This is a genomic window from Bacillus cereus group sp. BfR-BA-01331, assembly GCF_022663915.1.
Lineage (GTDB): Bacteria > Bacillota > Bacilli > Bacillales > Bacillaceae_G > Bacillus_A > Bacillus_A mycoides.
The window spans coordinates 179,903-203,411 of sequence record NZ_JAKUGJ010000005.1 but is presented as its reverse complement, the minus strand read 5'-3'; the positions used below and the strand labels follow the sequence as shown (position 1 = coordinate 203,411).

The following is a 23,509-nucleotide window of genomic DNA, read 5'->3' as shown; positions in this document are numbered from 1 at the left end:
TATTGAAATAGGAGGACGACATATGAATGAACGAAAGTTTGCCTTATTTACTGGTGCTTCTCTTCTTATTATGGCATTTGCTGCATTTTTTTCTTACGGTTTTGTTCACGGAAATCTCGTTGTACAAGGAGATGCGAGCACGACACTCCATAATATTCAAACTTCAAGTTCACTTTTCAAAGCAGAAATTTTCGGATGGATTATCATTTTCATTACGGATATTATCGCCTCGTGGGCTCTTTATTTCTTTCTAAAACCTATCCATACTAGCCTCTCATTACTAGCTGCCTGTCTTCGTCTTATGTATACAGCTATACTTGGGATTGCTATATTCAATTTAATATTTGTATTACTTCTTTCAAAAAACACAGTTGCTAATTCAGAAGCATATACAATGTTATTTCTAGAAGCTTTTGAATACATTTGGTCTGTAGGATTAATCATTTTCGGCTTACATCTTCTCACCTTAGGATACGTAACCTTTCAATCTAAAAACATACCGAAAACTATTAGTATATTACTGCTCATTGCTGCAATCGGCTATATCATCATTAACGTAATGAATACGATGTTTTCACAATATGATGCGATTATTTCCATTCTTAACGTTGTCTTTCAACTACCGATGATCGCAGGTGAACTAGGATTTAGTATATGGCTATTGCTTAGAGGTGGAAAAAACTCTACTGTTTGAGTCGTTTCTTAATTCTGCTTAATGATTCTGGCGTAATACCTAGATAACTTGCCAATTGATATTGAGGAACACGATCGATTAAATGAGGTCGTTTTTGTAATAATGATTTGTAGCGCTCTTCTGGTGTCGATGCAATAAATAATGTAAGTTCTTCTTGTACTTCACCAAAATTGTATTCAATCATTTGGCGCGTCATTTCTTCTAACTGTGAATATTTCTTATACATGTCCTTTTCACTATACAAATCGCCAACTACAACTAGACAATCTTCTAGGCACGTTAACGTATGTGGGGATGATTTATCTTGCTTATGATGATTGAAATTTGCGATTGCTTGTTCTTCTGTATAAAAATTTGATGTAACTTCTTTTCCAGATTCATCTATACAATGCTGCCTCACGCATCCTTTTAATACAAAATAACATTTAGATGGAACATCTCCTTGCCCTAGGAGCACTGTTCCTTTTTTATACTCTTCAATTTGTAATTCTTCTACGATCATGCGCTGCTGTTCTTCACTTAATGTTGTAAGATTTGTCATGTATTTCATTAAAATCTCTTTCATTTAGTCTCTCCTTCCCCCTCTATATTTGTATGAGAAACGTATGATGTAACTCCACTATATATTATCTTTTTTCATGCTACATGGCGGTAATTCCCCCTATTAATCTGTTTTATTTTCTGCATGGAACAAAAAAAAGAGAAGTTACCAATAACTTCTCTTTTCGCATATTAGAATAAACTCGTTATAATTCCTGTGTATAAGCCGGTTCGTTCACCACATTTTTTGCTGTTCGCTTTTGTTGCTGTAGTAAGAAAACAGATACACCAAACAATACGAGCATGCTACCGATAATTTGCATTGCATTTAATTTTTCTCCAAGTAAGAAGAACGCTAGTATAGATGCCCCTACTGGTTCTCCTAAAATGCTCATTGAAATGGTTGTTGCATTTACGTAATTTAATAACCAATTATTAATGACGTGTGACACTGTCGGTACAATCGCAAGTAAAAGAAAAATACTCCAATCCCACTTCGTATAGCCTGTAAACGGCACTTGAAGTATAACGTTATAAATCGCTATAAATATACCAGCGAAGGCAAATACAGTGAAACTATAAATCCAATGAGATACTTTCTTTACTGTCGTTTGTCCGATAAATAAATAACCGACAACTGCTATTACACTTAAAAAGGATAATATATCCCCATAAATTGCTTGCTTACTTAGCCCTAAATCTCCCCAGCCAATACACATTACGCCTAGTATCGCAATTCCCATCGTCGCAATTGCTGAATAGGTTGTTCTTTCTTTAAATAAGAAAAAACCTCCCACTAAAGATACGATCGGTTGAAGTGCTAAAATAATCGTCGAACTAGCAACTGTCGTATGCTTTAAGGATTCAAACCATAGAAGAAAATGAAGAGCTAAAAAGAAACCAGATCCAATTAAAAATCCCCAATCTTTTATTTGAATCCTACTAAACTCTTCCCGTTTTTTCCAAACGATCGGCAGCATAATAAGTACGATAATCCATAATCGATACATACTTAAAATGGAAGATGGTGCTGAGGACATCTTTGCAAAAACAGCTGCGAATGAAATTGCTATAATGGAAATTGCTAGTGGTAGTGCGATTGATCTTTCTTGTTTCAAATCCTGTCTCCCCTCTCACCTGTAAAAAATCCCACTTCATTATATCCATTTTCTTTCACAACTTAAATACTAATTTTTTAGATTCTTCGTACCATTATGGTAAAATAGAAATTAAGGCACCTATTAGTGATTATTTCTTTCCTTTTCACTACAAGCGTCGCTCTTACAATCATTACAGTAAATTTTTATTTAGGGGGATATACATGAATCAAACAATAGGGAGAATTGAAGAAATTTCATTTTTTAGTACATCACTTCAAGAGGAGCTTACACTTCTTGTTTATTTACCAGTAAATTACACACCTCTCCATAAGCATACGGTTGTTATTGCACAAGATGGTAGAGATTATTTTCAGCTTGGTAAAGCCCACCGTGTAATTGAGCGTCTTCGTGAAACTGAAGAAATCGACCGCACAATTATTGTCGGTATTCCATATAAAAATGTACACGATCGTAAGGAAAAATATTTCCCAAATGATGTAAAGAATGCTGCTTACATTCGTTTCCTTGCTCATGAGCTTGCTCCATATATTGATGCAAATTATCCAACATATCAAATGGGTAAAGGACGCGTTTTAATTGGAGATTCTCTCGGCGGTACAGTTTCCCTCATGACCGCACTTATGTATCCGCATACATTTGGTAAGGTCGTTATGCAATCACCATTTGTTGATGAAACAGTCATGAACTTAGCAAAAGATTTCAAAAATCCGGGGGCGCTAGATCTTTATCACGTAATTGGGACCGAAGAAACAGCTGTCAAGCGTACAGACGGACAAGTATCTGATTTCGTAGAACCAAATCGCGAGTTAAATAAACTACTTACAGATAGAAATTTCATCACGTATTATGAAGAGTTTGAAGGGAATCACACATGGAAATATTGGCAAGCAGATTTACCGAAAGCATTTTCTCATATTCTATCAATGAAATAATAGAGAGCGGTATTCAGAATAATTTGATATAATAGATAAAGAGATTTATTCTCAAAATCTAACTAGACTTGCAAAGGGAGGAATTGGAACATGAAATTAGGAATTGTAATTTTCCCATCAAAAATGATTCAAGATAAAGCGAACGGATTACGTAAACGTTATGATCCGCATTACGCATTAGTTCCGCCACATATTACATTGAAAACACCCTTTGAGACGCAAGATGAACAATTAGAATCGATTGTGAATGAGTTACATACAATCGCAAATAAAACGAACCCTTTCACCCTTCATGTTGGGAAAGTCGGTTCATTCGCACCTGTTAATAATGTTCTTTATTTTAAAGTAGAAAAAACACCTGAACTTACTTTCTTAAATGAAGAAATGCATAATGGTTTCTTTACACAAGAGCGCGAGTACTCTTTCGTACCTCATTTAACAATCGGTCAAGACTTATCAGACGCAGAGCACGCTGATGTATTAGGTCGATTACGTATGAAAGATTTCTATTATGAGCAACCAATCGATCGTTTCCACCTTCTATACCAATTAGAAAATGGAACGTGGACTGTACATGAAACATTCCACCTTGGAAAGGAGAACAACTAATTTGCACGCACAAATCGTACAAACGGACGAACAACTAAGAGATGCATTCTCTGTACGTAAGCAAGTATTTGTGAATGAGCAACGTGTTTCTGCAGAAGAAGAGTATGATGAGTTTGAAGAGATTTCAACACACGTTGTTATATATGATAATGATGTTCCAGTTGGTGCTGGTCGCTTCCGCATCGTTGATGGAATAGGAAAAATGGAGCGCATTTGCGTACTAGCTTCACATCGTAAAAAAGGCATTGGTAAAATCATTATGGATGCACTTGAAGCGTATGCGAAGGAAGAGTCTCTACCGAAATTGAAACTCCATGCTCAAACACATGCTGAATTTTTCTATAAAAAGCTAGGATACGTGACGGCTTCTGATGTGTTTATGGAAGCAAATATCCCGCACGTCGTAATGATAAAAGAATTATAAAGTGAAACTTTAATCAGTGGGGGTTTTGTTCATCCCCCACTGATTATTAGCCTTCACCAATCGGGCGTTTACGGGCACCTGAATTTTGAAGTGAGAGTTTTACTGCCCGCAAATAGCGGGGTAATTTTGTAGCAGGAGGTAGCCCCTCCTGTTTTTTACATTGCTATTTTCTTTTTCTTCCGCTAAAGTTAAATGTTGATGCTATAGTTTTGAAGGTGAATATATGACACAAGAAAAATTTTCACAAAAATCGTTAACACACGCTGGTATTCCGCAAGCGACGTATCATATTCCGAAAACATCTACCCATTTAATTATGGAAGAAGATGCAGATGCGGCGTATTTCCGCGCTTTAGAACAGCAAGGTGTTTATTTAAATGAAAAACAGTTAGAAGCAGTGCAAACGACAGAAGGACCTGTCCTTACACTAGCTGGTGCTGGAAGTGGTAAAACATCTGTTTTAACAACTCGCGTTGGTTATTTAGTTAATGTAAAACATGTCCATCCGCGAAATATTTTGCTGCTGACGTTTACACAAAAAGCAGCTGAAGAAATTCGAAGCCGTGTAGCGAATTTACCTGGTATGAATCATGCCGCAAGTAGCTATGTCGTTGCTGGTACATTCCACTCTGTCTTTTTAAAATTGCTTCGTAGTCAAGGATATAATCAGCAAATTTTAGCAAATGAAAAACATAAACAAATTATGATAAAGAAAATTTTGAAAGAATTGCGCTTAAAAGACGATTATGATGCCGAAACGATACTCGCTATGATTTCACTTGAGAAAAACAAATTGAATCGTCCGAAAGATGTAAAAGCGAAAACACCCGTTGAACAAGAGTTCAAAGAAGTATACGAACGTTTCGAAGAGGTAAAACAACGACACAATTATATCGATTTTGACGACATCTTATTAGAAATGTATTATATGTTAGAAAATAACGCTCCCCTGCTTACTCAATTACAAGAGCGTTTTCATTACATTGAAGTAGATGAGTTTCAAGATACGTCGTATGCACAATATGAAATTGTAAAATTGTTAGCCACGCCGAGAAATAATTTATTTATCGCAGGTGATGACGATCAAGCGATTTACGGCTGGCGAGGGGCAAGTCACCAAATTATTTTATCTTTTCCAAAGGAATTTGATAATACAACGATTATCGCACTTAATACGAATTATCGATCTAATCCATTTATCGTCGGACTTGGAAATGAAGTTATTAAGCTAAATCAAGAACGTTTTGATAAAGAGCTATATTCTGTTCGTGAAGAAGGTGTACAACCATTTTACGCACGACCAGCTACAACTCTTGATGAAGCAAATCAAATTTTGCAACTCATTCAGGAAAAAGTAGATAGTGGTGAACGAAATTATAAAGATTTTTGTTTATTATATCGTACACATTCTGTAAGCCGTTCTTTACTTGATCAGCTTACAATTCATAAGATTCCATTTATTAAACATGGAGCGAGCCAATCGTTCTACGAACATTCTTTAATTAGGCCCGTATTAGATCACTTACGACTCGTGCTTGAACCGTTCCGCCTCGAATCACTTTCAAATATATTACCAACAATGTATATTGGCCGTGATGAGTGCATTTCATTTATTGAACGTGAACAATGGAAATATGGTGAGGGCCGCTTCCCTTCTCTTCTTCATTTTCTATTACTAAACCCAAGCTTGAAACCTTTTCAAGTTAAAAAAGTAAATGAGCGAATCGATTTTATTAAGTTTATAAAAGAACTTGAACCGAAAAAAGCATTGAAAGAAATTATTCATGGTAAAGGAAAGTATTTAGAGTACTTACAAAGTAATGATCGTTCTTCCTTTACGATGCATAAGGACATACAAGAAGAAATGTTAGAAGAATTAATGGAATCAGCAACTCGCTTTACGGATATTCCAGCTTACTTACAATTTATTAACGAGGCCATTCAAGGTCAAAAAGAAATGGAAGCATTAAAAACAATGCCGCAAAAAGATGCTGTATCGCTTATGTCAATTCATAACGCGAAAGGCCTTGAGTTTCCATGCGTCTTTTTACTCGGAGCAAGCGATGGTATATTGCCGCATACTTCTTCTTTAAAAGATGCAAATGACCGTGTAACTGAGACTTCTGAAGCATTAGAAGAAGAAAGACGATTACTCTATGTCGCCATTACACGCGCAAAAGAAGAACTTTACATTTCCTCCCCGCAATTTTTCAGAGGAAAAAAACTAGATATATCTCGTTTTTTATATACTGCGCGAAAAGATTTACCTGAAAAGACACCCATTAAATAAGGGTGTCTTTTTGCATATCACGTTATGTACATCCCCTCTATATAAATTCCCTGTTTCTATCCTGAGAATTAACGTAATATCAATCATATCCCGTTCATATTGTAATAGTGTATGTCAGAACTCACGATAAGGAGTGAACATAATGAGCTGCAATTGTAATGAAGATCATCATCACCATGATTGTGATTTCAACTGTGTATCAAATGTCGTTCGTTTTATACATGAACTACAAGAATGCGCAACTACAACATGCGGATCTGGTTGCGAAGTTCCATTTTTAGGAGCACATAACACTGCATCAGTAGCGAATACACGTCCTTTTATTTTATACACAAAAGCTGGAACACCTTTTGAAGCATTTGCACCATCTGCAAGTCTTACTAGCTGCCAATCTCCAATTTTCCGTGTAGAGAGTATAGATGATGATGACTGTGCTGTATTGCGTGTATTAACTGTAGTTTTAGGTGATGGTACCTCTGTACCACCTGGTGACGATCCAATCTGTACATTTTTAGCTGTACCAAATGCAAGATTAGTATCAACCTCCTCTTGTATTACTGTTGATTTAAGTTGCTTCTGCGCTATTCAATGCTTACGCGATGTTTCTATATAAAACTGAATACTAATTTAAGCATGGATTGGGTGGCAGATGATTCTGCCACCCAATCCATGCTTAAAAGGTATTATTATGTATTTTTTATAAAATTGGGAACTTGTCTAGAACATAGAACCTGTCCTTTTCATTAACTGAAAGTAGAAACAGATAAAGGAGTGAAAAACATGTTCTCTTCTGATTGCGAATTTAATAACATTGATTGTGAGGCGAAACCAGCTAGTACACTACCTGCCTTCGGTTTTGCTTTCAACGCTTCTGCACCTCAGTTTGCTTCATTATTCACACCACTACTATTACCTAGCGTAAGTCCAAACCCAAATATTACTGTTCCTGTAATAAATAATACAGTAAGTGTCGGAGCTGGCATTCGAATTCAAGTAGCTGGTATTTATCAAATCAGTTATACATTAACAGTGAGCCTTGAAAATGTTCCTGCGCCACCAAATGCCGCTCGATTCTTCTTAACATTGGACACACCAGATAACATTATTCCAGGATCAGGAACGGCAGTCCGGGCTAACATTGTCGGTACTGGTGAAGTAGACGTTTCCAGTGGTGTTATTCTTATTAACTTGAATCCTGGCGACTTGATTCAAATCGTACCAGTTGAATTATTTGGAACTGTAGACATTCGTGCTGCAGCATTAACAGTTGCACAAATTAGCTAGTAAAAAGCGGTATTTCTTAATTGAAATACTGCTTTTTATTTTTACAATAAAAAACACTCACAGTAACATGAGTGTTTCATTCTTCATATTGTTTTATTTTATTTTTCTTTTTCCCACAGTTGCATCCCTTTTTTTTCACAAACCCTTGTTGCTGTAACTGTTCTTGATATGCCTGTTGGTGTGCTTGTTGCTGTTGCTGTATGTTATACCACTGCTGTAGATCATATGAATTTTGCCTTGGATTATTGCTCACAGCAAACATCTCCTCTACTGTCAATTCTGTCTATTTACTATATGAACAACTCCTTATTTCCGTTCCCGCATCCTCTTAAACTCCGCTTTTTCTAACATCATGAAGATTTATCACGATTGGTGCGGGCTAATAACAAGCGGGCAATGCCCCCACTGATTAAAGTTTCACTTTATTATTCTCCCATAAAATATCCTGTAATTGTTTCAATGATCGCTGCTGCACCTGCAATGGCTAATAATGCTAGTACAGGCTCTGCAACAATAGGAATCCATTTATATAAAACTAATAAAAAAGCACTAACCCACACACCTGTACACCAATAGCAGCTTAATAATTCTCCAATCCACTTTCTTAATCCTTTCCCTTTCACCTTTGTAAAAGTCGATACACTTCCATCAGGCTCTGTAATCTCTAACTCATCAATAAACGGTCTTCGCAAAAAAGCTGTAATTTTATCATAAACAATAAGACGAGTTAACCTAAATGCAGCTAGCGCAAAAATAAAAAATAAAAGCCAGCTTGTAAATAACATAATTCCACCTTCCCTATCCTCTTTAGCCTATTTAAAAAAAAAGGTCTTAAGATTGTGACCAAATCTCCCCCACTCCAATATCTTATTAATGTAAATACAAACAAGAAGATAAGGAGTGACATTAATGAGTTGTAACGAAAATAAACACCATAGCTCTTCTCACTGCGTAGTTGACGTCGTAAAATTCATCAATGAATTACAAGATTGCTCTAGTTCAACATGTGGTTCTGGTTGTGAAATCCCATTTTTAGGAGCACACAATACTGCAGCAGTAGCAAATACACGCCCTTTTATTTTATACACAAAAGCTGGAACGCCATTTGAAGCATTTGCACCATCTGCAAGCCTTACTAGCTGCCAATCTCCAATTTTCCGTGTAGAAAGCGTAGATGACGATAGCTGTGCTGTCCTACGTGTGTTAACTGTAGTATTAGGTGATGGGTCTCCTGTACCACCTGGCGACGATCCAATTTGTACGTTTTTAGCTGTACCAAATGCAAGATTAATCTCGACATCTACTTGCATTACTGTTGATTTAAGCTGCTTCTGTGCTATTCAGTGCTTACGCGACGTTTCTATAGTTAAGTAAACTAAAAAACTATTGGGGTGGTAGAAGCTTTCTACCACCTTTACATATTTAAAAACCGGCCATATCAATCGTTTTGATGTCTTCTATAGATAACCGAACATCTCTCATACTATTTGGTGGCATAATGGATACAATGCCATTACGATAAGATATAATCGATCCTATATATGAGACGGTAGTCGTTCTTATCCTACATCTTACTTTCGGAATGTAATGAGGACGATTTAATAAAAAATGAATTTTTTCTTCATTATTCATATCCTTAAAGGATTTATTGTAAGGGACCGTTCTCACTTGCTCTTCCTCTACTTTTTCTTCCACCTCCACTTGAGGCTCCTCTCGTGGTTCTTGTTTCTCTTGTTCTACCACTTCTTCCACAGCACTACTTACAATACTTTCATTTCTATTACTTTGCTCTTTTTGATCCTCATCTTCAAAATTCGTTAAAATAATTCTTTTTATTTTCGGTGCAGCGAGTTCTAAATTTACTTGTGCAATATATAACAACGGTTTTCCAACTGTTGAACTTTTATTTTTATTCTTCACACTCGTCCCTCCCACTTCCATACGTAGCTGGATAAATCGTGTACTATTATAGTTATATTCATAACGTGGCTAGAACTTTCGTTAAAAATCGTTCTTTCTGGGAACAATTAAAAAGGACAGTCTCAACGTTTAGAGACTGTCCTTTTTAAACTTTAATTCCTATTATATTTATCCTAAAATATGATATCCTGAATCAACATGAATGTTTTCACCTGTTACTCCGCGTGCTAAATCACTGAATAAGAATACTGCTGTATCTCCAACTTCTTCTGGAGTCGTCGCACGACGAAGTGGTGCGCGCTCCTCAATTTCTTTTAAGATTGAGTTAAAGTCGCCTACACCTTTCGCAGATAACGTACGAATTGGTCCTGCAGAAATAGCATTAACGCGAATGCCATGTTGTCCTAAATCGTTCGCTAAATATTTCACGCTAGCTTCTAATGAAGCTTTCGCAACACCCATAACGTTATAGTTTTTCACAACGCGCTCGCCGCCAAGGTATGTTAAGGTTAAAATATTTCCGCCTTCTGTCATCACTTTCTTCGCTTCTCTTGCTACAGCTGTTAAAGAGAATGCACTAATATTTTGTGCAAGTAAAAATCCATCGCGAGAAGTATCTACAAATTCGCCTTTTAAATCATCACGATTTGCAAAAGCAATACAGTGTGCAACACCGTGAATTGTACCAACTTCTTGCTTAATAGTTTCAAAGCAAGCTGTAAGTTCCTCATCATTCGTTACATCACAAGGTAATACAAGTGATTCTTGTCCTTCTAATGTTTCCGCTAGTTCACGAACGTTTCTTTCTAAACGCTCTCCTGCATATGTGAATATTAATTTTGCACCTGCATTATGCAAAGAGCGAGCAATTCCCCATGCAATACTTCTTTGGTTCGCAACGCCCATAACAACAAATGTTTTCCCTTGTAATAGTTCCATGATATATCCTCCCAGAAATACTTATACTTGTTATTAGTACCTGATACTATAATCATAGTACCATAAAACCTCTTAAAGGCAAACAAAAAAGTCACTAACATAAATTTTTGTTAATGACTTTTTGTTTCTATAAAAAACCTTTCTAATCCTTCTTCCCAAGTAGGCATTTGTAAAAAACCATTTAATCGTAGCATGTTATGTTGAAAGATAGAATATTTTGGTCTCGCAGCCGCCGATCCGAATTCTTCAGTTGAAACAGGTAATACATTCACTTTCATATTTGCATACGAAAATATTTTTTGGGCAAATTCAAACCAAGAACATGATCCTCTATTGGATACGTGATACGTACCGTATAAAGAAGTGTGAATGAGCTTATTAATCATCATATTTAAATCTGCCACGTACGTAGGAGAGCCAATTTGATCCGCTACAACAGATATGTTTTCTCTCTCTTTTCCTAATCGTAGCATCGTTTTCACAAAATTATTTCCATACTTACCATACAACCACGATGTACGAACTATAAAATATTTATTATGTAACTCTTTTACGAACTGCTCTCCTGCAAATTTAGAAGCTCCATATATATTTATCGGTGCTGGATTATGAAATTCATGATAGCCATCCGGTTTGTCACCTGGAAATACATAATCGGTACTGACATACACTAACTTAGCCCCTACTAATTGTGAAGCAACCGCTATATTTCGAGCTCCAATCGCATTTATTAAGTAAGCAAGATCTTGTTCTTTCTCAGCACCATCTACCTTCGTATACGCTGCACAATGAACAATTGTATGTGGCTTTATTTCTTGTACCACTTGCTTAATTCGGGATATATTTGTTACATCTAATAACTTTTTATCAAATGGATATATGTCATATTCCTCAGAATTCAACTCTTCTTGTAGTTGCTTCCCTAGCTGACCGTTCGCTCCCGTTATGATAATCCGTTCTTTCATCTACATGCCCCTTACTTTTCTTTTAGTGGTTTCCACCAGTCCACATTGTTTTTATACCATTCCACCGTTTCTTTTAATCCTTGTTCGAACGTATACTTCGGTTCCCATTCAAACTCATTCTTCATTTTTTGTGCATCAATCGCATAACGACGGTCGTGACCTAAACGGTCTGTTACAAATTCAATATCTTTTTTCGTTTTTCCTAAAAGTTTTATAATTTGTTCCACAACATCTACATTTATTTTTTCGTTATTCCCGCCGATATTATATACCTCTCCTACACATCCCTTATGCAAAACGGTGTCAATTGCACTACAATGATCCGTTACATGCAGCCAATCCCTTACATTCAATCCATCACCATATAATGGTAGTTTCTTTCCTTCAAGCGCATTCGTAACCATTAATGGAATTAATTTCTCAGGATATTGGTACGGTCCGTAGTTATTAGAACAACGCGTTATAATAACTGGTAATTGATACGTTTCATAATAAGATAAGGCTATCATGTCGCTACTCGCTTTACTTGAAGAATACGGACTATTTGGAGCTAACGGGGTTTCCTCAGTAAACTTTCCTGTTTTCCCTAAAGAACCGTATACTTCATCTGTTGATACTTGCACGAGTTTAATATGTGAATATTTTTTCACTAACTCCAACAGCGTGACTGTACCTATTACATTCGTATCATAAAAAGGAATTGGGTTTTCAATACTACGATCCACATGTGATTCAGCTGCGAAATTTACAATTACTTGCACGTCACGTTCCTTAACAACATGTTCCAGCAGCTCTCCATTTTGGATTTTCCCTTTTACAAATGAGTAGTTAGGATTTTCTTGAATAGACTTTACATTATTTAAATTCCCGCTATATGTTAATGCATCGTAATTAATGATTTTATATGTTTCATAGTTTTTTAACATATAGTGAATGAAATTACTTCCAATAAATCCAGCTCCACCTGTAACTAATATATTCATAAACAACTCTCCTACTTAAAAACTATCTTCATATTCCTGAAGTAATGGTAATATTCGATCCTTATCGGACAAGATAGGATTTGTTACCGGCCATGGAATTGATAATTCTTTATCTTCCCAAAGCAAACCGGAATCGTGATCAGCACTATAATACTCATCTACTTTATACATAACAATTGTATGAGGTACAATTGTACAAAAACCATGAGCAAATCCTTTCGGCACTAATAATTGCCTATGATTATCTGCGCTTAAAATATAACCTCTCCACTTTTTAAATGTAGGTGAATCTTTTCGCAAATCAACGATAACATCATATATTGCACCTTGCATAACTTGAATGAGTTTCGTTTGTGCTTTCGGATTTTTTTGAAAGTGTAGCCCTCGAATCGTCCCCGAATGCGCTGAATAAGATACGTTATCTTGCACAAATGAATGCGTAATCCCTAACGATTCTAGCATCTTCTTATTATAACTTTCAGTAAAAAAACCTCGCTCGTCTTCAAACAATCTCGGTTCTAACAATTTCGCATCGGTAAAATTTGTTTCTACAACTTTCATATTTTCACCTATTCTCCATTAAACTGTTTCCCAAAGTTTATATCCCGCGCTAACGTATTCGCTCTTTGAAGAGAAGCATGCGTTCCCGCATCAGTCCACCAGCCGCTCATTTCATTATAAGTAAGTACTCCTCGTTTTAAATACCAATTATTTATATCTGTAATTTCAAGTTCCCCTCTTGCGGAAGGTTTTAATTCTTTTATATAAGAAAAGACTTTCGAATCATACAAATAAATTCCCGTAACAGCATAAGAACTTTTCGGCTCATTCGGCTTTTCTTCAATTCCAATTATTTTTCGGCCTTGAATATGCGCTACACCAAATCGCTCGGGATCTTCTACAGATTGAAGCAGCACTTTAGCCCCTTCTTTTTGACTTGTAAACTCTTCAACATACGGGCAAATATCATCTGAAAAGATATTATCTCCTAATATAACTACCATCCGATCATTTCCTACGAAATCTTCACAAAGTCCTAGCGCCTGCGCAATCCCGCCCGCCTTATCTTGCACACGATACGTAAAGGATACACCAAACTCTTGACCACTTCCTAGGAAGCTCACAACATCTCCCATATGCTCTTTACCGGTAATAATCATAATATCTGTAATTTCACATCGTTTCAGCTTATATACCGCATGATAAATCATCGGATACCGCCCAACGGGAAGTAAATGTTTATTTGTTACTTTCGTTATTGGATATAATCTCGACCCTGTCCCGCCTGCTAAAATAATCCCTTTCATCCTTCATCTCTCCCTTATGATGGAGATAGTACATCTTTATAATGTTCCACAAAAATTTCCCGGTATTTCTCATATGTATCCGCATCAAACTCATCTCCGTTGTAATGAATACACCATAGATTTGCTTGATTAGGGATACCAATTAAATATCCAGCCTTTTGAAATTCTAAAGACTGTGACACATCATAGAAATGGAATCCTTGAAACAAATCCTCTCGCCACGGAATATCATACTGCGTTGCCATGAGTAAACCATCGATTGCTTGCATTGACATAAAAGATTGATTTCCATAAAACCCCTGATCCAAATTTAATAATTGATAATTCTGTCTTCTATATTCAATCACTTTCCCTACTAAATTTTTCCCTTCCCACCATATCCCGTTACTCGGTAAAAACTGAGCACCAGCTACTCCAATTAAACCAAGCTTTTCATTTTCTTTAAAAAGAGAAATAAGTGTATGAAACATATCACGATTAATAAGGTAAGTATCTTGATGTATATATACTTTATATTTCGCCGGATATGAAAGTGCTCGATTGTACGCACTTGCCATACTTTTCGCATCTCGTATCGGAAAAATTTGCACTATATAGCCAGGGGGAACAAAAATGTTTCTTATTTGTCTCTCACATTGCTCGAAAAGCTCTTCATTATTTACACAAACAACGACTAATATTGTATGATTTTTCATTTTCTAGCCCTCTATTCTTCCTTATTCACATCTGACATATAGTTCTCTACAAATACTTTTCTATACTTTTCATAGTTCGTCATATTCACATCAAAATGATAATGAATACACCAAGCATCACGCTGCACAGGGACACCGACTGTATACCCAGCTTTTTTAAATTCAAAAGATTGGGATACATCATAAAAATCAAACCCATCAAATAAGTCCTCTCGCCACGGAATATCATATTGTGTCGCCATCAATAAACCGTCAATACATTCCACAGGAATAAACGTTTTTGATTCATGAAATGGTTGCTCTAAACTAGCCATATAAAATAACTCGTTCATGTAACCAATTACTTTCCCAACTATCCCTCTTCCTTCGTTCCATACACCGTGCGGGGGAACATACTGGGCTCCAACCATCCCAATCATCCCAAGATGCTCGTGTTCCGTAAATAATTGAATTAATCCAAATAAAAAAGCCCCATTTACAATAAAAACATCTTGGTGTAAATACACTTTATATTTCGCTGGATTCGAAAGTGCTTGATTGTATCCGCTCGTCATACTTTTTGCACCGCGAATCGGCATGAATTGTACACTATATCCTGGAGGTACTGCCAATTTCAATATATGTCTCACGCATTGTGCATACAATTTCGAATCATTTACACATGTCACCATCAAAATCGTTCTATCAGGATTATTCATAGTTGTGATTTTTCTGCTTCAATAATATATTGAAATACAACTGTCTCAGCCATGAAGCCACTTCCAAGACGATACTTTTTACAAATTCCATATAACTCTTCAATAAGTGGCTCATATATTTTATGATCAACATATACACGATCTACTTTACTAATAGAATATCCTGCTTTTAAAAACATTCTTAGCATTTCATTAAATGTAAAGAAACGAATATGTGTTTTATCTAACAAACCATATTCTGTATACGTCCAATTTCCAGCTAATAAAGGAGCTAACACTGAAATGTGAGCAACGTTCGGTATGCTAGCTAAAATAACTCCATTTTGTTTAATATAAGGTTTTACTTTTTCTATGACAGCCCACGGATCAAATAAATGCTCTAATACATCCCCGAATATGACACAATCAAATTGTTCCTTCTCATAAGGAAGATCCATTGTTTCTATATCACCTAAAATAACATGATCTAGTTTTTCTTTCGCTTTTTCGGCAGCCTCTGGGAACGCCTCAATTCCTGATACACGTGCTCCATTTTCTTTTATAGCAGCTCCTAATGCACCGCTCGAGCAGCCAATATCAAGAACTTCTTGCCATTCCTTTTTTATATGCTTTAATAAATTAGGGTTTATCGCATTATAATAATGTTCAGCTTTTTCTTCGTATAAAGAACTTTTCTCCCGATTCATTTCACACACTCCTTATGCAAATTGAATTTGAAATATAAATAAAATACATTCTACAAAGGATGCCATCTCTATTGGTTGCATTACCGATACTCTAATATATAGCCAATCTACTATCGTTAGAATAGCGACAAGTCATTTCCTAAAAATAGAACAAATCACATTTTATATTGTTTATCATAGACGCCTCTAAAATATTTACGGTTATATTCAATCGCAGCATTATTCGGAACATAAGAAGCTGCTAATTCATTATAATAATAAGCTTTATCTTGATCTCCTAATCTGCTATAACAAATACACATTTGCAAATATGGAATCCACGTATAACTAGCCGGACTGTGAAAAGGACTATCCTCTGCTAGCGGCACTTCAGTTGCTAGCTTAAACCAAAATATCGCTTCATTATACTTTTGTTGTTCCATATATACATATCCTATTCTTGTACAATTCTCTCCCCTAGGAATACCATAACGAAACGACTTCGTACAAGATTCAACTGCCTTCTCCCAGTCTCCTAACTTCGCATAACAATCCCCTAACTTACCACATGCATAAATTTTCTCTTCATGCCAGCCTTCCTCTTGATTAAGAAATGTTTCATACAGAAGAATCGCATCGTCATATTTTTGATTATCCATAGATTCATTACCGTAATAAAATAAATCTCTCGGGCTTAATTCTTCTCCAGCTGCTACAGCATTTTGAAAAATTTTTAAATTACGATTCGTTACTTCTTTTTCCTTTTTATGTGTAATAGCGACATTACTATTGTAAATCTCACCAGAAACAGCTAAATACTCATGTACCTTTCCAAACCATTGAAATTGTTTTTCACGCTTTACAAGTCGATATCTTCTTGTGCAATATAAAGGTTTCCCATTAGAATCCATTACAAGATAATAAGGCATAGAAACAGCGTCAACTTTACCATCTAACTCTCGTTTTAATGTTTTCAGTAATTCTTGAGCATCCTCTAATAAAACATCATCCGCATCTAGCCATAATATATATTCTTGCGTTGCTTTTGAAAAAGCAAAATTTCTAGCTGCCGCAAAATCATCAACCCACGGAAAATCGTGTATGTTAGAAGTGTATTTTGCTACAATTTCCTTCGTTCGATCAGTGGATCCTGTATCAACTACAATAATTTCATCAACAATTTTTTCTACCGCGTCCAAACATCGATCTATTGTATTTTCCTCATCTCGAACAATCATACATAGACTAATTGTAATTCCTTGCTTGTTCAACATAATCACCCTCTTCCAACTCAATCATATGTTATACATACAATAAACTTTCCATTTTTTTAACTTGTTCAAGCTATTTAAGATTTCTTTTCAATAATTCAAATGTCCGTGTCATTTTCTTACGGTTTTGCATCTACTATATAATGAAAGCTTTATGGAGGTGAATTTATGTCAAATAATAATTATTCAGATGGCTTAAATCCCGATGAATCCTTATCAGCTAGTGCATTTGATCCTAATCTTGTAGGACCGACTTTACCGCCAATACCGCCGTTTACCCTTCCTACCGGGCCGACTGGACCAACTGGGCCGACCGGACCGACTGGTACAGGTGCCACTGGTGCCACTGGGCCGACTGGGCCGACTGGACCGACCGGACCGACTGGGCCAGCTGGTACAGGTGGTACAGGTGGTGCCACTGGGCCGACTGGACCGACCGGACCGACCGGACCGACTGGGCCAGCTGGTACAGGTGGTACAGGTGGTGCCACTGGGCCGACTGGTGCCACTGGATCAGCTGGTGCTACTGGATCCACTGGTGCTACTGGGCCGACTGGTGCTACTGGACCAACCGGGCCGACTGGACCATCTGGATTAGGACTTCCGGCAGGATTGTACGCATTTAACTCTGCTGCAATTAGCATATCTCTTGGATTTAATGACCCAGTACCATTTAACACTGTTGGATCTCAGTTTGGTACAGCAATTTCTCAATTAGATGCTGATACTTTCATCATAAGTGAAACTGGATTCTATAAGATTACTGTTATCGCATATACTGCATTAGTAAGTGTATTAGGTGGCCTTTCAATTCAAGTGAATGGTGTTAATATTCCTGGCTCTGGAACAAGTTTAATCTCACTTGGAGCACCTATCGTTATCCAAGCAATTACACAAATTACAATAACTCCATCGATGGTTGAAGCGGTTGTTACAGGACTTGGATTATCGTTAGCTCTTGGTACGAGTGCATCAATTATCATTGAAAAAATCGCTTAATTTTTTCCTTAGCAGTAAAACTGATATTAGTTTTACTGCTTTTTCAATTATGAATTCAATCATGAAACTTTCACTGTCTACATAATCATATTGTTGTATGACATTTCGCAGGAGGCACCTATATGGAAAACAAATCTGCTGTCCGGCTTTATCTCGAGTTGTTAAAGAAAACAATTCTGTTTGAAATATGGCTAGAGTATGAGCCGTATTTACCTGCTTCGTTACATATATCTAAGGAACTTCCATACGAACCCGTTACAGTTCCACTCCCTTTATTTATTAAACAATATGCAGAAAATCATAATTTAAAAATTATTAAACCTAATGTTTTAAAAAGCGAACGTCAAGACGGAATGGATTGGCCAAGAGCAGCACACAGTATGATCGGCCGGGAACGCATGAATCAATTACATGAAGCATTAGAAACAGTTGTCCGTGAAAATATAGAAGGTGATTTTATTGAAACAGGTGTGTGGCGCGGGGGATCGTGCATTTTTATGAATGGTTTTTTACAAGCAAACAACATTACTGATCGCAATGTATGGGTTGCCGATTCATTTGAGGGCCTCCCAACACCAAATATAGAACAATACCCGAGAGATTTCGGCGATTACTTACACAGCTTTGATTATTTACGTGTTTCTTTAGAACAAGTACAAGAAAACTTTAGAAAATACGATTTATTAAATGACCAGGTAAAGTTTTTAAAAGGTTGGTTTAAAGATACTTTACCGTCAGCACCGATAGAAAAAATTGCGATTGCTCGCCTTGACGGTGATATGTATGAATCAACGATGGATGGTCTCGTAAACTTATACGATAAAGTTTCTAAGGGCGGCTATATAATTATCGATGACTATGGGCTACCACCATGTGCTGAGGCTGTGACAGACTTTAGAAATCAAAGAAACTTAAAAGCTCCTATTACTAAAATTGATGTATTCGGGGTTTATTGGCGAAAAGAATAGGGCGAAACTTTATTCAGTTAGGGTTTCTCCATCTCACACTAATTATTAGCCTTCGCCAATAGCATGATAAATAAAAACAAAAGCTCCCATTACTATTTCCAGTTGTTCTAGGGAGCTTTTTACATATCACAACAGTTCTAATATCGTTTCCCCTCCCACTATAAAATGTTAGCTGCATATTAAAAATGTTGGTTCCCTATTTACTACAAGGAAGGAGTGAAATTATGAGCGAGCTTGAAAAAAAAATCGCATTAATCCCACCTCCCGAACTCGTCCAATATGTAGGTGGCGACTTTCAAAAGGTTGGAAAAGAATTCATAAAGCATTTTATTCAAATTGGTAGTTTAAAATCCAATGAAACAGTGTTAGATGTAGGTTGTGGTGTCGGTCGAATGGCGGTTCCATTAATGAATTACTTAGGTGATGATGGAGCTTATTATGGATTTGATTTATTTAAAGATGGCATTACATGGTGCAAAAATAATATTTCAGCTGCCCGTAGCAATTTTCATTTTGAACACGTTGATATATATAATCAATTCTACAACCCAGAAGGAAAAGAAGATGCTTCTCAATACAAATTTCCATATGAAGACGATTCATTCGATTTTGTTTTTTTAACTTCTGTATTTACCCATCTCCTTCCGAAAGAATTAGAACATTACGTATCTGAGATTGTACGTGTTCTAAAAAAAGATGGGAGATGTTTTATTACCTTCTTTCTCATTAACCCTGAATCATCCTATTACTTAAATTCAGGGCTAAGTACATTAGGTTTTTATCATCAAATTGAAAATTGTTATGTTGTGAATAAAGATATTCCTAATTTTGCAGTTGCCTATCCTGAAGAAGATATCCGCATCTTATTAAATAAATATGGCTTAGAGGTAATTAATAAACCGCATTATGGTTTATGGTGCGGCAGAAATGAGTATACAAGTTATCAAGATATCGTTCTTACAAAAAAAGCTTCTGAAAGGTAGTTTCGTATGAATAATGAAAAAAAGCCACCTCTCGTTTCCATCCTTATTCCCACTTATAATCGACCACATTATTTCAAAATTGCTCTAGAAAGTGCATTAGCACAAACTTATCCAAACATTGAAATTATTATAGGAGACGATAGTACAAATGATGAAACAGAAATCTTAATAAATGAACAGTATTTACCTAATTATAAAAACATAACATACATTCGAAATACCACTACTTTAGGACAATTTCATAACGATCTTATGCTCTTAGAGAAATCTAATGGGGAGTATATAAATTTTTTAATGGACGATGATGTGTTTTATAATCATAAAATACAAAAAATGATGGCTTATTTTGAGCAAGACACAAATAAAAATCTCGCTCTTATAACTTCTTATCGAGTACGTATTGATGATCACGGGAATTTAATTGGAGATGCTCATCCAACACAAAGATTATATAGCGAAGACATTCAATTAAACGGAATATTTTTAGGCGACTGGATGTTAAAAGGTGGACATAACATTATCGGTGAGCCTACAACTATTCTGTTTAGAAAACAGTTACTCACTGAACCTTTCGGCACGCTAAAAGGAAGGCACTATTCTTGTAGTGTCGATATGGCATCATGGATTTCCTTACTTTCTAAAGGAAACGCAGTATACATATCCGAACCTTTAAGCCAATTTCGCTACCATACTGGGCAACAAATACACAGCAAGCTCCTTGAAGGATCTGAGGATTTTACGCACCTCGTTATAACTTCAAAAGAATACGGATTTTTACAAGATAATACAGATTATAGACTAGGTCTAATTAGCGCTTATAAATGGTGTAAAAATTCCTTAGAATATTATAGCCAGCTACCAAACCTCATTCCAGATACACATGTACGTCTTTCCCATTGTTTGGACATAATTATAAAAGAGCTACATCATTAGTCTATTCTGCGAAAATAAAATGTGTGAGCTTTACGTGAATAATGCGTATAGTTCATACATTCTTTTTAAACTATGTGATGCACCAACTAAAACCCACTAATATAGAGAGCAGTAGAAAGGAATTCATACAGTGAAAGATCCGAACACTCAATATCAAATAGACTACATATTAATATTCATTTTATTTGCCATTGGGATTGTTAGCTGCTTTGCTATCGCAAGTGCACAAGCTTCTTTACCACCATTTTTACAAAACGTAAATTTTGTATTAAAACAAATCCAATGGTATGCCATTGGATTTATCGCCATTGGTGTTATTATGGTTATTGATTTCGATCGCTATAAACAAATTGCTTGGTATTTATATAGCTTTGCACTCATACTTCTAATTGGCCTAGAACTTCAAGTTCCTGGCGCCGTTACAATTAAAGGGGCTACCGCGTGGTACAGACTTCCAGGCATCGGAAACTTTCAGCCTTCTGAAATTATGAAATTATTTTTGATTATCGTCGTTGGACGAATTATAGCGAATCATAATGAAAAATACCTTTTTCGGACAACTCGTGAAGATTTCATTTTACTTTTAAAAATATTTGCAGCTAGTTTACCTCCACTACTTCTAATCGCAAAAGAACCTGATTTAGGAAACACAATGGTCATTTCAGCGATGCTTGCAACAATGGTTTTAGTTTCTGGTATACGTTGGCGCTTTATCCTCGGATTAACCTCCGGTATTTTTGCCATAGGCTCTACCTTAACATATATTTATTTCACACATACAGAGTTCTTTAAAGAGCACATTCTAAAAGAATATCAATTAAATCGCTTCTATGGTTGGCTTGCACCTTATGAATATGACGCACAAGGATACCAATTAAGACAAGCATTTTTAGCTACTGGATCAGGAGAGATGCAAGGAAAAGGATGGGAAAATAGACAAGTATATTTTCCAGAGCCACATACAGATTTTATTTTTACAAATATCGCTGAACAATTCGGTTTTTTAGGAGCAAGTGTTATTATTTCATTTTTTTTCTTACTCATTTACCGAATGATCCATATCGCTTTAGAAAGCAATGAACCTTTCGGTAGTTATATTTGCGCTGGCACAATTGGAATGTTTACGTTCCAAGTATTCCAAAATATTGGGATGACAATTGGTTTACTCCCTATTACAGGAATAACGTTACCGCTTATGAGCTACGGCGGGAGTTCACTGCTCACATATATGGTTGCTATTGGATTTATTTTAAACGTACGCTCAAGAACTAAAATCTTTATGTTTAAATGAACCATATCGAAAAACGGTATGGTTTTTTTCTATGTCCATTTTAGATATACTAATGAAAAAATGAGCTGGAGGTTTAAATATGAAATATGACATTATAGGTGATATTCACGGATGCTTCCAAGAGTTTCAAGATTTAACAACGAAACTAGGGTATAGCTGGGATAGTGGTATCCCAATTCATAACGCAAAACGAAGGCTTGCATTCGTTGGTGATATTACAGACCGAGGTCCTCATTCATTACGGATGATTGAAATTGTATGGGAGCTCGTAATAAATAGAAAAGATGCTTACTATGCTCCAGGGAATCACTGTAATAAACTGTATCGTTTCTTCCTTGGACGTAATGTTACAATCGCTCATGGGCTCGAAACAACTGTTGCAGAATATGAAGCATTGCCTTCTAATAAGCAACAAATAATAAAAGAAAAATTCATTACTCTTTACGAACAATCACCGCTATATCACATACTGGATGAAAAAAAATTAACCGTCTGTCACGCTGGTATTCGGCAAGATTACATAGGAAGACAAGATAAAAAAGTACAAACCTTTGTACTATATGGTGATATTACAGGCGAAAAACACCCTGACGGCTCACCTGTCCGCCGAGATTGGGCGAAAGAGTATAAGGGTGAAACATGGATTGTTTATGGACATACACCTGTCAATGAACCTCGCTTTGTGAATCATACAGTCAATATTGATACTGGTGCTGTATTTGGTGGTAAACTAACTGGACTACGTTACCCTGAGTTGGAGACCGTTTCTGTCCCTTCTTCCCTACCTTTTGTCCCTGAAAAGTTCCGCCCAATTTCATAAAGTGAAACTTTAATCAGTGGGGGTTTTGTTCATCCCCCACTGATTATTAGCCCGCACCTATCGGGATAAATACCTCTACTTAATACAATTCACGATTTGCAGAGGATCATGGTGTTTTCTAGACATATTCCACACTAAAACTAGATAAAGCAATTAAAAAAAGATGCAATAAAGTGCA

Annotated in this window: 28 protein-coding genes; 14 read left to right on the top strand and 14 right to left on the bottom strand. The window is 36.2% G+C overall.

Translation table 11 applies throughout. From position 1 onward, the window contains the following. Positions 1-22: 22 nt before the first annotated feature. Positions 23-694: a DUF4386 domain-containing protein gene (locus tag MR155_RS11865; RefSeq protein ID WP_113937698.1), complete on the top strand. Its 672-nt coding sequence runs from the start codon at positions 23-25 to the stop codon at positions 692-694. On the opposite strand, the gene MR155_RS11860 is transcribed toward MR155_RS11865, so the two are convergent. Then, positions 684-1,259 (bottom strand): Crp/Fnr family transcriptional regulator, encoded by a 576-nt coding sequence (locus tag MR155_RS11860; RefSeq protein WP_219301729.1) that lies wholly within the window; start codon positions 1,257-1,259, stop codon positions 684-686. The two genes, MR155_RS11865 and MR155_RS11860, sit on opposite strands and share 11 nt — an antisense overlap. Positions 1,260-1,440: 181 nt before the next feature. Next, positions 1,441-2,352, bottom strand: coding sequence for a DMT family transporter (locus MR155_RS11855; RefSeq protein WP_113937696.1), 912 nt, complete (start codon positions 2,350-2,352; stop codon positions 1,441-1,443). A gap of 203 nt (positions 2,353-2,555) precedes the next feature. On the opposite strand from MR155_RS11855, the gene MR155_RS11850 reads away from it, so the two are divergent. From MR155_RS11850 to exsF, 6 genes are all read left to right on the top strand, one after another. Further along, positions 2,556-3,287: an alpha/beta hydrolase gene (locus MR155_RS11850; RefSeq protein WP_242309856.1), complete on the top strand. Its 732-nt coding sequence runs from the start codon at positions 2,556-2,558 to the stop codon at positions 3,285-3,287. Between the two features lie 90 nt (positions 3,288-3,377). Continuing rightward, positions 3,378-3,896: a YjcG family protein gene (locus MR155_RS11845; protein WP_002011397.1), complete on the top strand. Its 519-nt coding sequence runs from the start codon at positions 3,378-3,380 to the stop codon at positions 3,894-3,896. 1 nt (position 3,897) lies between these two features. Next, positions 3,898-4,320 (top strand): GNAT family N-acetyltransferase, encoded by a 423-nt coding sequence (locus MR155_RS11840; protein ID WP_002064289.1) that lies wholly within the window; start codon positions 3,898-3,900, stop codon positions 4,318-4,320. Between the two features lie 223 nt (positions 4,321-4,543). Continuing rightward, entirely contained in the window at positions 4,544-6,610 is a 2,067-nt protein-coding gene (locus tag MR155_RS11835; RefSeq protein ID WP_002135005.1) for an ATP-dependent helicase, read from the top strand. Between the two features lie 142 nt (positions 6,611-6,752). Continuing rightward, on the top strand, positions 6,753-7,223 hold the full coding sequence (gene cotY / locus MR155_RS11830; RefSeq protein ID WP_113769138.1) for a spore coat protein CotY: 471 nt from the start codon (positions 6,753-6,755) through the stop codon (positions 7,221-7,223). Positions 7,224-7,390: 167 nt separating this feature from the next. Next, a complete protein-coding gene (gene exsF, locus MR155_RS11825; RefSeq protein WP_113937694.1) occupies positions 7,391-7,894 on the top strand; it encodes an exosporium protein ExsF in 504 nt (167 codons plus the stop codon). Between the two features lie 76 nt (positions 7,895-7,970). Here exsF and MR155_RS11820 read toward each other — a convergent pair whose 3' ends face one another. Both MR155_RS11820 and MR155_RS11815 read right to left on the bottom strand, forming a co-directional pair. Next, a complete protein-coding gene (locus MR155_RS11820) occupies positions 7,971-8,156 on the bottom strand; it encodes a hypothetical protein (RefSeq protein ID WP_002064286.1) in 186 nt (61 codons plus the stop codon). Between the two features lie 163 nt (positions 8,157-8,319). Next, positions 8,320-8,679 (bottom strand): DUF1360 domain-containing protein, encoded by a 360-nt coding sequence (locus tag MR155_RS11815; protein ID WP_000899658.1) that lies wholly within the window; start codon positions 8,677-8,679, stop codon positions 8,320-8,322. Positions 8,680-8,803: 124 nt separating this feature from the next. On the opposite strand from MR155_RS11815, the gene exsY reads away from it, so the two are divergent. Continuing rightward, a complete protein-coding gene (exsY, locus tag MR155_RS11810) occupies positions 8,804-9,268 on the top strand; it encodes an exosporium assembly protein ExsY (protein WP_002135000.1) in 465 nt (154 codons plus the stop codon). Positions 9,269-9,316: 48 nt separating this feature from the next. Here the strand turns inward: exsY and MR155_RS11805 are convergent, their stop codons facing one another. From MR155_RS11805 to MR155_RS11760, 10 genes are all read right to left on the bottom strand, one after another. Continuing rightward, positions 9,317-9,835 carry a CotO family spore coat protein gene (locus tag MR155_RS11805; protein ID WP_195743243.1) on the bottom strand — a complete coding sequence of 173 codons (519 nt, stop codon included), beginning with the start codon at positions 9,833-9,835 and terminating at the stop codon, positions 9,317-9,319. A gap of 147 nt (positions 9,836-9,982) precedes the next feature. Then, positions 9,983-10,753, bottom strand: a complete 771-nt coding sequence (gene fabI, locus MR155_RS11800; protein WP_002011384.1) for an enoyl-ACP reductase FabI — start codon at positions 10,751-10,753, stop codon at positions 9,983-9,985. Positions 10,754-10,863: 110 nt separating this feature from the next. Next, the gene (gene rfbD, locus MR155_RS11795; protein WP_002134996.1) at positions 10,864-11,718 is read right to left on the bottom strand and encodes a dTDP-4-dehydrorhamnose reductase; all 855 of its coding nucleotides are present in this window, start codon (positions 11,716-11,718) and stop codon (positions 10,864-10,866) included. Between the two features lie 11 nt (positions 11,719-11,729). Continuing rightward, a complete protein-coding gene (rfbB, locus tag MR155_RS11790) occupies positions 11,730-12,701 on the bottom strand; it encodes a dTDP-glucose 4,6-dehydratase (protein ID WP_219301726.1) in 972 nt (323 codons plus the stop codon). A 15-nt stretch (positions 12,702-12,716) separates the two neighbouring features. Beyond that, on the bottom strand, positions 12,717-13,262 hold the full coding sequence (rfbC, locus tag MR155_RS11785; protein ID WP_002134993.1) for a dTDP-4-dehydrorhamnose 3,5-epimerase: 546 nt from the start codon (positions 13,260-13,262) through the stop codon (positions 12,717-12,719). Between the two features lie 8 nt (positions 13,263-13,270). Continuing rightward, positions 13,271-14,008, bottom strand: coding sequence for a sugar phosphate nucleotidyltransferase (locus MR155_RS11780; protein ID WP_002030415.1), 738 nt, complete (start codon positions 14,006-14,008; stop codon positions 13,271-13,273). Positions 14,009-14,022: 14 nt separating this feature from the next. Then, positions 14,023-14,703, bottom strand: a complete 681-nt coding sequence (locus MR155_RS11775; protein ID WP_242309853.1) for a glycosyltransferase family protein — start codon at positions 14,701-14,703, stop codon at positions 14,023-14,025. 11 nt (positions 14,704-14,714) lie between these two features. Then, entirely contained in the window at positions 14,715-15,401 is a 687-nt protein-coding gene (locus MR155_RS11770; RefSeq protein ID WP_219301724.1) for a glycosyltransferase family protein, read from the bottom strand. After that, positions 15,398-16,087: a class I SAM-dependent methyltransferase gene (locus tag MR155_RS11765; protein ID WP_219301723.1), complete on the bottom strand. Its 690-nt coding sequence runs from the start codon at positions 16,085-16,087 to the stop codon at positions 15,398-15,400. Before MR155_RS11765 ends, MR155_RS11770 begins: the two co-directional genes overlap by 4 nt. Positions 16,088-16,242: 155 nt before the next feature. Further along, a complete protein-coding gene (locus MR155_RS11760; RefSeq protein ID WP_219301722.1) occupies positions 16,243-17,340 on the bottom strand; it encodes a glycosyltransferase in 1,098 nt (365 codons plus the stop codon). Between the two features lie 165 nt (positions 17,341-17,505). Here MR155_RS11760 and MR155_RS11755 point away from each other — a divergent pair, with 165 nt between their 5' ends. The 6 genes from MR155_RS11755 to prpE all read left to right on the top strand — a co-directional run bounded on the left by MR155_RS11755 (position 17,506) and on the right by prpE (position 23,331). Continuing rightward, positions 17,506-18,336, top strand: coding sequence for a BclA C-terminal domain-containing protein (locus MR155_RS11755; protein WP_242309848.1), 831 nt, complete (start codon positions 17,506-17,508; stop codon positions 18,334-18,336). A 122-nt stretch (positions 18,337-18,458) separates the two neighbouring features. Continuing rightward, positions 18,459-19,304 (top strand): TylF/MycF family methyltransferase, encoded by an 846-nt coding sequence (locus MR155_RS11750; RefSeq protein WP_113937689.1) that lies wholly within the window; start codon positions 18,459-18,461, stop codon positions 19,302-19,304. A gap of 224 nt (positions 19,305-19,528) precedes the next feature. Beyond that, entirely contained in the window at positions 19,529-20,287 is a 759-nt protein-coding gene (locus MR155_RS11745) for a class I SAM-dependent methyltransferase (RefSeq protein ID WP_002134979.1), read from the top strand. 6 nt (positions 20,288-20,293) lie between these two features. Beyond that, positions 20,294-21,220 carry a glycosyltransferase family 2 protein gene (locus tag MR155_RS11740; RefSeq protein ID WP_002134977.1) on the top strand — a complete coding sequence of 309 codons (927 nt, stop codon included), beginning with the start codon at positions 20,294-20,296 and terminating at the stop codon, positions 21,218-21,220. 130 nt (positions 21,221-21,350) lie between these two features. Beyond that, entirely contained in the window at positions 21,351-22,511 is a 1,161-nt protein-coding gene (locus tag MR155_RS11735; RefSeq protein ID WP_002030401.1) for an FtsW/RodA/SpoVE family cell cycle protein, read from the top strand. Between the two features lie 79 nt (positions 22,512-22,590). Beyond that, entirely contained in the window at positions 22,591-23,331 is a 741-nt protein-coding gene (gene prpE / locus MR155_RS11730) for a bis(5'-nucleosyl)-tetraphosphatase PrpE (protein WP_016093071.1), read from the top strand. Positions 23,332-23,509: the final 178 nt, after the last annotated feature.

What these genes read in the sequence shown, in the direction of transcription:
- MR155_RS11865 (WP_113937698.1), top strand. Translation starts at nt 23, where the DNA reads ATGAATGAACGAAAGTTTGCCTTATTTACTGGTGCTTCTCTTCTTATT.
- MR155_RS11860 (WP_219301729.1), bottom strand. Translation starts at nt 1,259, where the DNA reads ATGAAAGAGATTTTAATGAAATACATGACAAATCTTACAACATTAAGT.
- MR155_RS11850 (WP_242309856.1), top strand. Translation starts at nt 2,556, where the DNA reads ATGAATCAAACAATAGGGAGAATTGAAGAAATTTCATTTTTTAGTACA.
- MR155_RS11845 (WP_002011397.1), top strand. Translation starts at nt 3,378, where the DNA reads ATGAAATTAGGAATTGTAATTTTCCCATCAAAAATGATTCAAGATAAA.
- MR155_RS11835 (WP_002135005.1), top strand. Translation starts at nt 4,544, where the DNA reads ATGACACAAGAAAAATTTTCACAAAAATCGTTAACACACGCTGGTATT.
- cotY (WP_113769138.1), top strand. Translation starts at nt 6,753, where the DNA reads ATGAGCTGCAATTGTAATGAAGATCATCATCACCATGATTGTGATTTC.
- exsF (WP_113937694.1), top strand. Translation starts at nt 7,391, where the DNA reads ATGTTCTCTTCTGATTGCGAATTTAATAACATTGATTGTGAGGCGAAA.
- MR155_RS11820 (WP_002064286.1), bottom strand. Translation starts at nt 8,156, where the DNA reads ATGTTTGCTGTGAGCAATAATCCAAGGCAAAATTCATATGATCTACAG.
- MR155_RS11815 (WP_000899658.1), bottom strand. Translation starts at nt 8,679, where the DNA reads ATGTTATTTACAAGCTGGCTTTTATTTTTTATTTTTGCGCTAGCTGCA.
- exsY (WP_002135000.1), top strand. Translation starts at nt 8,804, where the DNA reads ATGAGTTGTAACGAAAATAAACACCATAGCTCTTCTCACTGCGTAGTT.
- MR155_RS11805 (WP_195743243.1), bottom strand. Translation starts at nt 9,835, where the DNA reads ATGGAAGTGGGAGGGACGAGTGTGAAGAATAAAAATAAAAGTTCAACA.
- fabI (WP_002011384.1), bottom strand. Translation starts at nt 10,753, where the DNA reads ATGGAACTATTACAAGGGAAAACATTTGTTGTTATGGGCGTTGCGAAC.
- rfbD (WP_002134996.1), bottom strand. Translation starts at nt 11,718, where the DNA reads ATGAAAGAACGGATTATCATAACGGGAGCGAACGGTCAGCTAGGGAAG.
- rfbB (WP_219301726.1), bottom strand. Translation starts at nt 12,701, where the DNA reads ATGAATATATTAGTTACAGGTGGAGCTGGATTTATTGGAAGTAATTTC.
- rfbC (WP_002134993.1), bottom strand. Translation starts at nt 13,262, where the DNA reads ATGAAAGTTGTAGAAACAAATTTTACCGATGCGAAATTGTTAGAACCG.
- MR155_RS11780 (WP_002030415.1), bottom strand. Translation starts at nt 14,008, where the DNA reads ATGAAAGGGATTATTTTAGCAGGCGGGACAGGGTCGAGATTATATCCA.
- MR155_RS11775 (WP_242309853.1), bottom strand. Translation starts at nt 14,703, where the DNA reads ATGAAAAATCATACAATATTAGTCGTTGTTTGTGTAAATAATGAAGAG.
- MR155_RS11770 (WP_219301724.1), bottom strand. Translation starts at nt 15,401, where the DNA reads ATGAATAATCCTGATAGAACGATTTTGATGGTGACATGTGTAAATGAT.
- MR155_RS11765 (WP_219301723.1), bottom strand. Translation starts at nt 16,087, where the DNA reads ATGAATCGGGAGAAAAGTTCTTTATACGAAGAAAAAGCTGAACATTAT.
- MR155_RS11760 (WP_219301722.1), bottom strand. Translation starts at nt 17,340, where the DNA reads ATGTTGAACAAGCAAGGAATTACAATTAGTCTATGTATGATTGTTCGA.
- MR155_RS11755 (WP_242309848.1), top strand. Translation starts at nt 17,506, where the DNA reads ATGTCAAATAATAATTATTCAGATGGCTTAAATCCCGATGAATCCTTA.
- MR155_RS11750 (WP_113937689.1), top strand. Translation starts at nt 18,459, where the DNA reads ATGGAAAACAAATCTGCTGTCCGGCTTTATCTCGAGTTGTTAAAGAAA.
- MR155_RS11745 (WP_002134979.1), top strand. Translation starts at nt 19,529, where the DNA reads ATGAGCGAGCTTGAAAAAAAAATCGCATTAATCCCACCTCCCGAACTC.
- MR155_RS11740 (WP_002134977.1), top strand. Translation starts at nt 20,294, where the DNA reads ATGAATAATGAAAAAAAGCCACCTCTCGTTTCCATCCTTATTCCCACT.
- prpE (WP_016093071.1), top strand. Translation starts at nt 22,591, where the DNA reads ATGAAATATGACATTATAGGTGATATTCACGGATGCTTCCAAGAGTTT.